At 72.4% G+C, this 12479-nt stretch carries 10 protein-coding genes; 6 read left to right on the forward strand and 4 right to left on the reverse strand.

Annotation, left to right across the window (positions count from 1 at the left end):
* Window positions 1-110 precede the first annotated feature (110 nt).
* Entirely contained in the window at window positions 111-749 is a 639-nt protein-coding gene (locus tag AB0873_RS11310; RefSeq protein ID WP_366599546.1) for a TetR/AcrR family transcriptional regulator, read from the reverse strand.
* Between the two features lie 194 nt (window positions 750-943).
* On the opposite strand from AB0873_RS11310, the gene AB0873_RS11315 reads away from it, so the two are divergent.
* On the forward strand, window positions 944-2287 hold the full coding sequence (locus tag AB0873_RS11315) for a glycosyl hydrolase family 18 protein (protein ID WP_366599547.1): 1344 nt from the start codon (window positions 944-946) through the stop codon (window positions 2285-2287).
* Between the two features lie 80 nt (window positions 2288-2367).
* On the opposite strand, the gene AB0873_RS11320 is transcribed toward AB0873_RS11315, so the two are convergent.
* Entirely contained in the window at window positions 2368-3744 is a 1377-nt protein-coding gene (locus AB0873_RS11320; RefSeq protein ID WP_366599548.1) for an FAD-dependent oxidoreductase, read from the reverse strand.
* Between the two features lie 251 nt (window positions 3745-3995).
* Between AB0873_RS11320 and AB0873_RS11325 the strand changes: the two genes are divergently transcribed.
* Both AB0873_RS11325 and AB0873_RS11330 read left to right on the forward strand, forming a co-directional pair.
* Complete coding sequence (locus tag AB0873_RS11325; RefSeq protein ID WP_366599549.1) at window positions 3996-5777, forward strand: hypothetical protein; 1782 nt, start codon at window positions 3996-3998, stop codon at window positions 5775-5777.
* A 48-nt stretch (window positions 5778-5825) separates the two neighbouring features.
* Complete coding sequence (locus AB0873_RS11330; RefSeq protein ID WP_366599551.1) at window positions 5826-6794, forward strand: glycosyltransferase family 2 protein; 969 nt, start codon at window positions 5826-5828, stop codon at window positions 6792-6794.
* Between the two features lie 98 nt (window positions 6795-6892).
* On the opposite strand, the gene AB0873_RS11335 is transcribed toward AB0873_RS11330, so the two are convergent.
* Entirely contained in the window at window positions 6893-7951 is a 1059-nt protein-coding gene (locus AB0873_RS11335) for a S8 family serine peptidase (RefSeq protein WP_366599552.1), read from the reverse strand.
* A gap of 131 nt (window positions 7952-8082) precedes the next feature.
* A complete protein-coding gene (locus AB0873_RS11340; RefSeq protein ID WP_366599553.1) occupies window positions 8083-8643 on the reverse strand; it encodes a GNAT family N-acetyltransferase in 561 nt (186 codons plus the stop codon).
* Window positions 8644-8847: 204 nt separating this feature from the next.
* Here AB0873_RS11340 and AB0873_RS11345 point away from each other — a divergent pair, with 204 nt between their 5' ends.
* The 3 genes from AB0873_RS11345 (at window position 8848) to AB0873_RS11355 (ending at window position 12473) form a co-directional block, all read left to right on the forward strand.
* Window positions 8848-9558, forward strand: coding sequence for a siderophore-interacting protein (locus tag AB0873_RS11345; RefSeq protein ID WP_366599554.1), 711 nt, complete (start codon window positions 8848-8850; stop codon window positions 9556-9558).
* Complete coding sequence (locus tag AB0873_RS11350; RefSeq protein WP_366599555.1) at window positions 9555-10814, forward strand: MFS transporter; 1260 nt, start codon at window positions 9555-9557, stop codon at window positions 10812-10814. The genes AB0873_RS11345 and AB0873_RS11350 overlap by 4 nt, the downstream gene beginning before the upstream one ends.
* Before the next feature lie 102 nt (window positions 10815-10916).
* Window positions 10917-12473 carry an aspartate aminotransferase family protein gene (locus AB0873_RS11355; protein ID WP_366599556.1) on the forward strand — a complete coding sequence of 519 codons (1557 nt, stop codon included), beginning with the start codon at window positions 10917-10919 and terminating at the stop codon, window positions 12471-12473.
* Window positions 12474-12479: the final 6 nt, after the last annotated feature.

Genomic DNA, 12479 nt, shown 5'->3' on the forward strand with positions numbered 1-12479 from the left:
CCGTGGTGTTCACCCGCGGCGCCCACACCGGGGGGGGTCCGGGTCCGGGGCGGGCCCCCGGGCCCCCCCCCGCGCCGAAACCCGCGCCGATCGCGTACGCCCAGAAGACGTCAACCTGGACCATGCTCACTCCTTTCGGGCTCACCGTGCCGGGCGACTCCGTCGAACATCAGCGCGACCACGGCGCGTATCCACCGGTCGCGCAGGGGCCGCGGATCGTCGGTCCGCGTGACCTGGGCGGCGCCCTCGAAGATCATTCCGTTGATCACCCGCGCGGTCGTGTCGACGTCCAGGTCGGGGCGGAGGAACCCCTTGGCAATCCCGTTGCGGAGGTACGCCGCGGTGTACTCGGCGAACGTCTCGTGGGCGGCGTGCAGGCGCTCCCGCAGGTCGTCGTCGACGGCGCCGAGGTCGTGGAAGACCAGGCGGCCGAGCGCCCGATCGGCCGCGAACAGGTCGTACAGCCGGTGGCCGATCCGCTCCACCTGCGCCCGGTACTCGGCCAGGGAGCCGGTCGCCGTCGCGTCCTCCGCCGTGACCACCGCGGCGATCCGCTCGAGCGCCCGGTCCAGCACCGCGGCGGCGACGTCGCGCTTGTTCTCGAAGTACCGGTACACCGTGCCGTGACCGATGCCCAGCTCTCCCGCGACGTCGGCGATGCCGGCGGCGGCGTAGCCCTTGCGGGCGAAGACCGAGTGGGCGGCGTCGACGATGGACTGCCGGCGGTGGGGGTCGACGGTTCGGGCCATGGAGGAATGACACGTCATTCCGTCACGCCGCACAACCCCACGGCTCGGCACGAGCGGCACGGCGCGCGGCTGACCTGGGCCCTCGGCGAAGGCGGTCACGCCATCCGCCAAAACTCGCACCCGAACCGGGACACCACGCTAACTTTTAACAAAGTTAATTGATAGCCTCCCATCAATCGATGAGGAGGTACGCCATGGGACTTCGACGGGCGATTCCCGCCCTTGTTGCCGGCGCGGCGCTGGTCGCCGCCGTCGCGGCGCTGCCGCGGGCCGCCAGCTTCGCGGCCGCCACGGACGCGCCGAGCACGACGCTGGCCGCCTGCACGGCACCGGCCTGGGCGGAAGGGGTCAGCTACGCCGTCGGCAGCCGGGTGACCTACGCCGGCCGGTCGTACCAGGCACTGGTGGCGCACACCCCACCGCCCGGCGCCGGCTGGAACCCGGCCGCCACCCCGTCGCTCTGGACCGACCTCGGGGCGTGCGGCGGTACGCCACCGCCCTCCCCCACCCCGCCGCCCACCGCCACACCCAGACCCACGCCCACGCCCACGCCGACCGGAACGCCCACGCCGCCCGGTCCCGACACCTGCGCCGGCAAGCCCAAGCCGGCCGGCAAGGTGCTCCAGGGCTACTGGGAGAACTGGGACGGCGCGGCGAACGGCGTCCACCCGCCGCTGGGCTGGATCCCGATCACCGACCCGCGCATCCCCACGCACGGCTACAACGTCATCAACGCGGCGTTCCCGGTGATCCGCGCCGACGGCACCGTGCTGTGGGAGGACGGGATGGACGCCACGGTGCGGGTGCCCACCCCCGCCGAGATGTGCCGGGCCAAGGCCGCCGGCCTGACCATCCTGATGTCGATCGGCGGCGCCACCGCCGGGATCGACCTCAGCTCGGCGGCGGTCGCCGACCGGTTCGTCGCGACCGTCGTGCCGATCCTCAAGCGGTACAACTTCGACGGCATCGACATCGACATCGAGACCGGTCTCACCGGCAGCGGGAACATCACCCAACTGTCCACATCGCAGGCGAACCTGATCCGGATCATCGACGGGGTGCTCGCGCAGATGCCACCCACCTTCGGCCTCACCATGGCGCCGGAGACGGCGTACGTCACCGGCGGCAGCGTGACCTACGGGTCGATCTGGGGCGCGTACCTGCCGATCATCAAACGGTACGCCGACAACGGCCGGCTCTGGTGGCTGAACATGCAGTACTACAACGGCAGCATGTACGGCTGCTCCGGTGACTCGTACCCGGCCGGCACGGTGCAGGGCTTCGTCGCCCAGACCGACTGCCTCAACGCCGGGCTGGTGATCCAGGGCACGACCATCCGCGTCCCGTACGACAAGCAGGTGCCCGGCCTGCCGGCACAGCCCGGCGCCGGTGGCGGCTGGATGGCCCCGTCGACGGTGGCCCAGGCGTGGAACACCTACCGGGGTGGCCTGAAGGGCCTGATGACCTGGTCACTGAACTGGGACGGCTCGAAGGGCTGGACGTTCGGCGACAACGTCAAGGCCCTCCAGGGCCGCTGACCGGGTGGGGGCGGCTGCCGGGGCTGCGCGCGGAACCCCGGCAGCCGCCCGACGCGGCGCTCGGCGAGCGGGCGCCCCGGTCAGCGTGCGCGCAGGTTGGCACGCAGGGCGCCGAGTATCACGCCGGGTGTGGCCAGCGACCGGGGATGCTCGCGCAGGTAGACCACCTTGTTGAACCGCCGCGCGATCTTCACGTCCGTCACGGTGGCGTCGACGATCTGCCGGCTGATCCAGCGTGAGATCCGGTAGCCCCGCGGGTGGGGCCAGTCGACATGCGGCAGAGCCAGGTCCGCGGAGGTAGATATCGACCAGGCAGCGTCGACCACGACCTTCTGCAAGTCGAAGAACTGGCGCGCCGGAACCCCCAGATCCGGGTTCGACCGCAGATACATCGACACGCAGGCCGCGTGCAGGGCCGCCGTCGTCATCCCCTGCCCGTACACGGGGTTGAACGACGCCACCGCGTCACCGACGCTGACGAGCCCGGCCGGAAACCGCTTCACGGCATGAAAGTCCCGCCGCCGGCTGTCCGGGTGGTGGAAGGTCCGGACGTCGCCGAGCATCTCGTTCCCGGCGAGTTCGGCGAACTCCGGGGGGAGCTGGTCGCGCAACCGGCGTACGAAGTCCTCGGCGGTGTGCCCGGGGCGGTTGTCCCCGTAGCCGGCCATCATGGCCATCCACCGACCGTCCTCGATCGCGAAGTACCCGGCGCCGGCCACCTCCGACGGCGTCCCCGGAGTGTTCAGGGCCATGACGGCCGAGAAATCCCCGTTCGTCGCACGACGTCGGAACAGCGCGGTCGCGTAGTTGAGGCTCACGGCCATCCGCCGCAGGACGGGACGGTCCCAGCCGGCGTGCTCAAGCCACTCGGACAGCCTGCTCGAACGTCCCATGGCGTCCACGACGTAGTCGCCGTGCTCGACGCCGGGCACGCCACCGACGTCGTAGCGGACCCCGGTGGTCACGGCACCGTCGAACACGAGGCCCGTGGCGCGGGCGGTGACGGTCTTGACGTTGGGCAGTCGAAGCACCTGCCGGCGGATCAACCCTTCCAGAAGGGACCGGCTACCCGCCAGGGTGTCGGCATCGTCGGGCACGTCCACCTTAAGGCGACCATCGACGTAGGTCCGCCTGGCCGCGGGTGGCGCCTCGATCGCGCCTTCGGCCAGAGCCTGTTCGCGGAATCGCGGGAGCAGCCGCTCAAGCAGGAGAAAGCCACCGGGCAGCAGCGCGTGCAACTGCGTCCCCTGTGGCGCGCCCGGCCGCCCGCCAGCCATGTCCAGGTCATCACGGTCGATGATGACGACGCTCTCGGCGTGGTCGGACAGAACCCGGGCGGCCAGTAGTCCGGCGAAACTGCCGCCGATCACGACGGCCTTGTTCATGACCGGCGAGGGCTGGTCGGGCGGTCGCACCGCGTTCAGCGCGGCGAAGACCCGAGCCGGCGAGAGGGACATCCTGCTCTCCAAAAGGTACGAGGGTGTGGTCCGGTACCGCCGACTGCCCGCCGCCGGTTGCGGTCAGAACGGCGACACGGTCCGGTCGCATGCCATCGACGATCGTCGCACAATAGCCGGACGCATCCAGCGCTCGTCCACGACGTGGGCCGGTGCGAGCCACGGCGCAGGTGGCAGCACCCCTGGTCGGCGGACCCAAATCTCGGAATGTGGATCGACAAGACGGCTCACATCGTGGAACATCTATCTTCATGACCACCGGTTCCACCGACGCGCTGCCACCCACCGCGATCGCCGGGCGTGACGACGGTCCCGCCACCGGAGACTCCGACCGGTGGGGCCGCTGGCGGTGGCTGCGGCACGAGTGGACGGTGGCGGTGCTCGGCGGGCTGCTGCTGGCGGTGGTGCTGACCTGGCCGACGCTGCGCCATCCGGCGAGCACGGTCCCCGGCGACATCGCCGACCCGACCCTGCAGGCGTGGCAGCTCGCCTGGGGCGGGCACGCCCTGCTCCACGACCCGTCCGGCCTGTGGCACTCGAACACGTTCTTCCCCGAGCGGCACACGTACGCGTACAGCGACACGCTGCTCGGGTACGCCCCGGCGGGGATGCTCGGCTCGGGTTTCGAGGCCGCCCTGGTCCGCTACAACGTGATGTACGTGCTGGTGCACGCGCTGGCGTTCGTCGGGGCGTACGCGTTGGTCCGCCAGCTCGGCGCGGGCCGGTGGGGCGGGGCGCTCGCCGGGCTCGCGTGGGCGTTCGCGCCGTGGCGTCTCGCGCACGCCGGTCACCTGAACATCCTGTCCAGCGGTGGGATCGCGTTGTGCCTGGCGATGCTGGCCCGCGGCCACGGCTGGTCGCTGCGGCACGGGTACCGGCCGGAACGGCGACGGCCGGGCTGGGCGCTGGCGGGGTGGCTCGTCGCCGCCTGGCAGGTCAGCCTGGGCTTCGCCATCGGGCTGCCGCTGGTGTACCTCCTGCTCGCCGGGGTGCTGGTCGCGGCCGGCGGGTACGGCTGGTCGTGGTGGCGGCGGAGGCAACGACCGGCGTTCGGCCGGCGGCTGCTGGTCGCGGACCTGGCCGGCGGTGCCGTCTTCGGGTCGGTGACGCTGCTGCTGGGCCTCGTCTACCTGCGGGTCGTGAACCTCAATCCGCAGGCCGAGCGGACGCTGGACTGGACGACGCACTTCTCGCCACCGCTGATCGGGTTCGTCACCGCCCCGGCGGATTCGTGGCTCTGGGGCGAGCGGCACGCCGCCGCCCGGGACCAGTTGACCTGGCCGCCGGAGATGGCGTTGCTGCCCGGGATGACCCTGCTCGGGCTGGCCGGGGCGGGGCTGTTCCTCTCGGTGTACCCGGCCCGGCACCGGGTCGCGGTCGGGCTCGGCGTGCTCGGCACGGTGCTGCTGGGCCTGGGCGCCACCCTCGGTGGCGACGGAGATCCGGGCTACCTGACGCTGTCCGAGCACCTGCCCGGGTGGGACGCGCTGCGCACGCCGGGCCGGATGATGCACTGGACGAGCCTGCTGCTGGCGGTGCTGGCGGCGGGCGCGGTGACGGCGCTCGCCGGGGAGGTGCGGCGATGGTCGGCCCGCTGGTCACGGCTGCTGGCGCCGGTGGTCCTGCTGACCCCGCTGGCCCTCGTCGGCGTGGAGGCAATCAACCGGACCCCGCATCCGGAGGTGCCGCCGCCGCCGGCCGCGATGCGCACGGCGGCGGAGCCCGCGCTGGTGCTGCCCGCCGGCGGCGCGCTCGACCTGATCTACATGGCGTGGACGACCGACGGCTTCCCCCGGGTGACGAACGGGCTGGCCGGTTTCGAGCCCGCCACCCAGGCGCGTACCCGGGCCGCCACGGCCGCCTTCCCCGACCCGGGCAGCGTGGCGTACCTGCGGAGCATCGGGGTGCGGTCCGTGGTGGCCCTGCCCGGCTGGGCCGCCGGGACACCCTGGGAGGGCATCGCGTCCCGGCCGGTCGACGGGCTGGGCATCACCCGGGAGGACATCGACGGTGTGCTGGTCTATCAGCTGTGACCCCGGTGCCGGGCCGCGCGGCGGCCGGGCCTCCTCGGGCCGGGCGGGGTGACGGACGTGCGCCTGTCGGTCGTGGTGCCCTGCTACAACGAGGAAGCCTCGGTGGAACGGCTGCACGTGGCGGTGACCGCCGCGCTCGCGGAGCTGTCCGACGTCGACCTCGAGATGGTGTACGTCGACGACGGCAGCGCGGACGGCACCCTCGCGGCGCTGCGCCGGCTCGCCGCCGCCGACCCGTCCGTGTGCTACACGTCGCTGAGCCGGAACTTCGGCAAGGAGGCGGCGATGCTGGCCGGCCTGGAGCGGGCCAGCGGGGACGCGGTCGTCCTCATGGACGCCGACCTGCAGCATCCGCCACGGTTGCTGCCGCACATGGTGGCGTTGTACCGGCAGGGTTTCGACCAGGTGATCGCCCGCCGGGACCGGCACGGCGACCGGCTCCTGCGGATGCTGGCCTCGCGCTCCTTCTACCGGCTGGTCAACTGGTGGATCGACGTGCGGCTCCTGGACGGGGCCGGCGACTTCCGGCTGCTGTCCCGGCTCGCGGTGGACGCGGTGCTGGCGATGCCGGAGTACAACCGGTTCTCCAAGGGGCTGTTCTCCTGGATCGGCTTCCGCACGGTGGTGGTCGCGCACCGCAACGAGTCCCGGCGGGCGGGCCGGAGCAGGTGGACGTTCGGCACGCTGTTCAACTACGCGTTCGACGGGCTGCTGTCGTTCAACAACCGGCCGCTCCGGTTGGCCATCTACGGCGGCCTGTCCCTCACGCTGATCGCGGTGGTGTACATGGCGTGGGTCGTCGCGGACGCCGTCAGCAAGGGAATCGACGTCCCCGGCTACACCACGATCATCGTCAGCGTGATCGGTCTCGGCGGCCTCCAGATGGCGATCCTGGGCGTGATCGGCGAGTACATCGGCCGGATCTACTACGAGACCAAGCGCCGACCCCACTACCTGGTCCAGGAGACCGAGGACCTCTCCCGGCAGCGTCCACTCCGTCGCGCCGCCGGCGAATAGGTGGTCGGTGGCCCGCCGGTCGCACCGGCGGGCGACGCCCCGGCTCAACCGGAGATCGGCTGAGCCGGGGTGCCCGGATGGCCGGCAGCCGGCGACCGTCAGGTGCGGGGCGCGGCGACGGCGGCCTGGGCGTCGACGACGCCCCAGCCGTACAGCGGCGTGTAGACGCCGCGCAGCCCCAGCAGTGGGGTACGGGCGGTCGACATCAGCACCGAGTACACGTTGTCGAGGCTGCGCTGCTGGGCGAAGAGCAGCGCCGCCACACCCGCCACGTACGGTGTGGCCATCGACGTGCCCGCGTACGCGTCGTAGTCACCCTGCCCGCAGCCGGCCGAGCCGGTGCCCCTCGGGACGGTGGACCACACGTCGTCGTCGCACTCGAGCGTGCCGGCGCCCCCCGGTGCGGCGACCGCCCTCAGGTCGAGCTTCACGCCCAGGTTGGAGTAGGCCGCCTTCACCTCGTTCCGGTCGGTGGCGGTGACGCAGAGCGCGCCCGCCTCCCAGGCCGGGGTCGCGCACAGCGGTGACGTCTCGTTGCCGGCGGCGGCGATGACGGCGACCCCCTTCGTCCGGGCGTACGCGATCGCCTCGGTCGCCGCCGACTCGAGCCCGGTCAGGGTGAGGGCCTGGGTGCCGGGCAGCGCGCCGAGACTGAGGTTGACCACCTTGGCGCCGTGGTCGACCGCGTACCGGATGCCGGCGGCGATGTCGGCGAAGCTGCCACTGCCCGCCTCCAGCACCTTGATCGGCATGATCTTCGCGCCGGGGGCGGCTCCCGCGATGCCGACCCCGTTGCCGGCGGCCGCGGCGGCGATGCCCGCCACGTGGGTGCCGTGCTCGTCCGAGGCGTCGGGCGCGCCGTCGGGACCGCGCCAGTCGCCGTCGCCGCACGGGGCCGGGCCGCAGTCGATGAACGTGGCGCCGGGCACCAGCTTGGAGCTCAGGTCGGGGTGCCCGAGGTCGACGCCGGTGTCGACGACCGCGATCACCACACCCGCGCCGGTGCTGGTCCGCCAGGCCTGTTCGGCGTGGATCTGCTGCAGGCCCCACTGCTTGTCGTACAACGGATCGTTGACTGCCCCGCTCGCGGGGGTGGCGGCGGCGGCCACGAGCACGGTGGCCACCGCGGTGCCGGCGAGTAACCGGGCGATCGGCATGAGACGTCTCCTCAGATGCGACAGCACGTCATCTATGAATCGGAGATCACGCGCGAGACGCAACAGCCACGACGGATGCCGCCGAGCGGCCCGCTCGGGACGCCCGCCCGCCGCCGCCCCTGACCGGCGGGTCAGGCCGGGACGGGGTGGTCCGCCTCGAAGCGGGCGCGGGTCAGGAAGGCCAGCTGGGCACGCTTGTCCGGCATGTCGACCTCGGAGCCGAAGGTGAACCCCTCGGCCTCCAACCGGCGCAGGGCGACCTGGTTGCGGATGTCCGGCTCCACGACGATCCGCTGCGCGGCCGGATCACGGAACAGGAACCGGGCGAGCGCCGGGCCGACGGCGGTGGTCAGGCCACGGGCGTAGCGGCGGCCCGGGTTGAGGAGCAGGTGCATCCCGACGTCGCCGGGCTGGACCGGGTAGCGCTCGCCGACCGGGTCCGCCTCCGGCTGGTAGGTCTGGAACAGCCCGACCGGCTCGTCGTCGACCATGATCAGGTACGCGTGGTGCGTCGGCAGGCTGTCGACGAACGCGTAGATCTCGCGCACCTGGTCGAGGGTGTGCGTTCCCATCCCCCAGAACGAGTTGCGGGGCTGGGTGACCCAGCCGTGCACCAGTTCGGCGTCCCGGTCGGGCTCCAGGGTCACGAGCGACAACTCGCCGAGACCGGCGATCTTCTCCTGGTATGTCATGGCGCGCTGTCCTTAGCTACGGGTGCGAACGGGCCAGGCCGTGGGTGCCGGTCGGTCGCCGGCCCGCGGCGGCGACTCCGCGCACATCGCCATCGACCTGGCTCGACATCGCTGCGCGTCGCGGTGGGTGACACGCGCCTTCCGTCAAGCACTCAACTTAGGCTAACCTGCCCTAACTGAGGTTGACCTTACCTGGAGGGGTGCGTGAAACGGAACTGGGAGGCCCTGGTCCTAAAGGCCATGGGAGGCCGGGACTTTCGGCTGACCGTGCTGGGTTCGGAGTCGATCGACGGGCACTACCAGCGGCTGCTCCTCGACGGTGGCGGCCTGCTGGACGCCTGCGGCGTCCACCCCACGATGTGGATCCGGCTCTGGTTCGACAACGACGGCCGGGCGCACCAGCGCGCGTACACGCTGGTGGACCCCGACCCGGCCACCGGTCGGTTCAGCCTCGAGTTCGCCATCCACGACGGCTGCGCGGCCCGGTGGGCCACCACCGCGCAGGTCGGGGACACCATCGACGCGACCGTGCAGGGCACCGCGTTCAGCCTGCCGGAGCCGGCGCCCGAGCACCTCTACCTGATCGGCGACGCGGCCTCCCTGCCCGCGGTGAACAGCCTGCTCGACGCCGGCGCCGACATCCCCGCGACGGTCTGGCTGGAGTACGCCCACGAGGGCGAGAAGGCACTCGCGCCGCGCGCCCGGGCGCATCACGACGTCACCTGGCTGCCCCGGCGGGAGGCCGGGCAGCACCTGGTCGACGCGGTCTGCGCCGCCCTGCCCGCCAGCGACTCGGCCCACTACTGGGTGGCGTGCGAGGCGGCCAGCACGCGCACCATCACCCGGCACATCCGGCGTTCCCTGGGCGTCGGCAAGCACCAGGTCACCTCCCTCGGCTACTGGCGAGCCACGTGAGCGGGCGTCTCGGCACCCTGACCGCGCTGTACGTCACGCAGTACCTCGGCATCGGGTTCATCACGGTCGGCTTGACCGCCATCCTGCGTGACGGCGGCACGTCGCTGGAAACCCTGGCGCTGCTCCAGATCGTCGGCCTGATCTGGCCGGTCAAGTTCCTCTGGGCGCCGATCCTCGACCGCTACGGGTCCCGGCACCGGGGCCACTACCGGTCCTGGCTGCTCGTACTCCAGGCGGCGCTGGTGCTGGCACTGCTGGCACTGCTGCCGTTCTCCCGTCCCGCCGAGCAGCTCGGCACGGTCGTCGCGATCTGCGCCGCGTTCGTCTTCTTCTCCGCCACGCAGGACATCGCGGTGGACGCGGTCGCCGTCCGGCTGTTGAGCGAGTCGGCCCGGGGCACCGGAAACGGCATCCAGGTGGCCGCGAGCTACCTGGGCAACCTGCTCGGGGGCGGCGCCTGCGTACTGGTCTACGACCGGTTCGGGTGGGTGTCGGCGGTCGGTCTCCTGGCCGCCCTGACCGCGGTCGGGCTGCTGGTGGTGTGGCGGTTCCGGGAGCCGGCCCGCACCGACCGGGTGGCCGGGGTCGGCACGGCGTACCGGGCGCTGCTGTCGGTGTTCGGCCAGCCCGGATGCCGGTGGTGGACCTTCGGCGTGGTGCCGCTGGTCTACGTCGGCGCGGGCATGGCGTACGCCCTGATCACGCCCGCGCTGGTGGACGCCGGCTGGTCGCTGGGCCGGATCGGCGTGGTGACCGGTGTGGTGACCAGCGTGCCCGCCATCGTCGCCGGCCTGCTGGCGGGAGTCGGGGTCGCGCGGTTCGGGCGTGGCGGCGTGCTGGTGGCCGGCGGGGTGGCCCTGGCGCTGTCGACGGTGCTGCTGCTCCCGCTGATGAACGGTCACGCGCCGCTGGCCGGGACGGTCGCCGCCCTCTGCTTCTTCCTGGCGGCGTACACCATCGCCAACGTCGTGCTCTACACGGTCAACATGGACTATTCGCGGCCGGGGACGGGCGGCACCGACTTCACCGTGCTGTCGTCGTTCGGGCTGGTCTGCTCGTTCGTGGCGGCCTCCGCGGGTCTCGCGGCCGCCGGCGGGTTCGGCTACCCGGCGGTGGCGGTCGCGTCCATCGTGCTGGTGGCGGCCGGCGTCGCTCTCGGCCTCGCGCACCAGCGGCGGTTCCGCCGCCCGCCCGCTCCCGCGCCGGGGACTCCCGGCGAGCCGTCGACGGTGGGCGACCCGGCGATTGTGGCGTGAACCTCGCCCCCACCCTCTTGATCGCAACTTAGGTTAGGCTAACCTAATCTCGCGCGGCGCCAGTCGCCGCACCTGTGTCCACTTTGACCGCTGAGGACCTGCATGAGCCTGACCGGAAGCACGCTCGACAGCTCGCCGACCGGGGCGGGGCCGGACCTGTCCGCCGCTCGGGCCCACCTGTTCAACGCCGGATCGGTCGCGCACTACCGACGCGCGCTGACCCAGGGCATGGACCGGGTGGCCGACCGGGTGGCCGGCGCGGACCGGCCGTTCACCGGCGTCACGCCGGACACGCTGGCTCCCCTGATCGCCGGCATCGACCTGGACCGTCCGCTGCACGACACCGACGCCGCCCTCGACGAACTGCACGACGTCTGGCTGCGGGACGCGGTGTGGTTCCACCACCCGCGCTACCTGGCACACCTCAACTGCCCGGTGGTGATCCCGGCGCTGCTCGGCGAGGCCGTCCTCAGCGCCGTGAACTCCTCACTGGACACCTGGGACCAGAGTGCCGGCGCGACGCTGATGGAGCGGCGGCTGATCGAGTGGACGACGGGGCGGATCGGCCTCGGCGCCGCCGCCGACGGCGTGTTCACCAGTGGTGGCACCCAGTCGAACCTCCAGGCGATGCTGCTGGCCCGCGAGGAGGCGTACCGGCGGGTGGTGGGCGGCGCCACCGCCCGCCCGGCCCGCACGGAGGTGCTGGCCCGCCTGCGGATCATCACCTCCGCCGCCGGTCACTTCAGCGTGCAGAAGGCCGCCAAGCTGCTCGGCCTGGGCGCGGACGCGGTGCTCACCGTCCCCACCGACGCCGGGCGCCGGATGCGGACCGACGAGCTGGCCCGGACCATCGACCGCTGCCGGCGGGAGGACCTGGTGGTGATGGCGGTCGTCGCCACCGCCGGCACCACCGACTTCGGCACCATCGACCCGCTGTCGGAGATCGCCGACATCTGCACGGCGGCCGGTGTGTGGCTGCACGTCGACGCCGCGTACGGGTGCGGGCTCCTGGTCTCCCCCACCCGCCGGCACCTCCTCGACGGCATCGAGCGGGCCGACTCGGTGACGGTCGACTACCACAAGTCGTTCTTCCAGCCGGTCAGCTCCAGCGCCCTGCTCGTGCGGGACGGCCGGGTGCTGCGCCACGCCACCTGGCACGCCGACTACCTCAACCCGGCCCGCGCGGTCGAGCAGGGCATCCCCAACCAGGTCGACAAGAGCATCCAGACCACCCGCCGCTTCGACGCGTGCAAGCTCTGGCTGACCCTGCGGATCATGGGGCCGGACGCCATCGGGGCGCTCTTCGACCAGGTCGTCGACCTCGCGGCCGAGGCGTCGCGGCTGCTGGACGCCGATCCCCGCTTCGAAGTGGCAGCCCGGTCGCAGTTGAGCACCGTGGTCTTCCGCTACGTCCCGCCCGGGGCCGGGCCGGGCCTCGTCGACGACGCCAACCTGCACGCCCGGGACGCCCTGGCCGCCTCCGGCGCGGCCCTGGTCGCCGGCACCAAGGTGGACGGTGCCCACTACCTGAAGTTCACCCTGCTCAACCCCGAGACCAGCGTGGACGACATCGTCCACGTTCTCGACCTCATCGCCGACCACGCCGTCTGGTACGCGCAGACCACGGCCGCCGCCGAGCTGTCCTGCCCGGTCGGCTGACACCCG

Origin of the sequence: Micromonospora sp. NPDC047707, from assembly GCF_040704235.1 — a bacterium.
In the GTDB taxonomy this organism is placed as follows: domain Bacteria; phylum Actinomycetota; class Actinomycetes; order Mycobacteriales; family Micromonosporaceae; genus Micromonospora.

What these genes read in the sequence shown, in the direction of transcription:
- AB0873_RS11310 (WP_366599546.1), bottom strand. Translation starts at nt 749, where the DNA reads ATGGCCCGAACCGTCGACCCCCACCGCCGGCAGTCCATCGTCGACGCC.
- AB0873_RS11315 (WP_366599547.1), top strand. Translation starts at nt 944, where the DNA reads ATGGGACTTCGACGGGCGATTCCCGCCCTTGTTGCCGGCGCGGCGCTG.
- AB0873_RS11320 (WP_366599548.1), bottom strand. Translation starts at nt 3,744, where the DNA reads ATGTCCCTCTCGCCGGCTCGGGTCTTCGCCGCGCTGAACGCGGTGCGA.
- AB0873_RS11325 (WP_366599549.1), top strand. Translation starts at nt 3,996, where the DNA reads ATGACCACCGGTTCCACCGACGCGCTGCCACCCACCGCGATCGCCGGG.
- AB0873_RS11335 (WP_366599552.1), bottom strand. Translation starts at nt 7,951, where the DNA reads ATGCCGATCGCCCGGTTACTCGCCGGCACCGCGGTGGCCACCGTGCTC.
- AB0873_RS11340 (WP_366599553.1), bottom strand. Translation starts at nt 8,643, where the DNA reads ATGACATACCAGGAGAAGATCGCCGGTCTCGGCGAGTTGTCGCTCGTG.
- AB0873_RS11355 (WP_366599556.1), top strand. Translation starts at nt 10,917, where the DNA reads ATGAGCCTGACCGGAAGCACGCTCGACAGCTCGCCGACCGGGGCGGGG.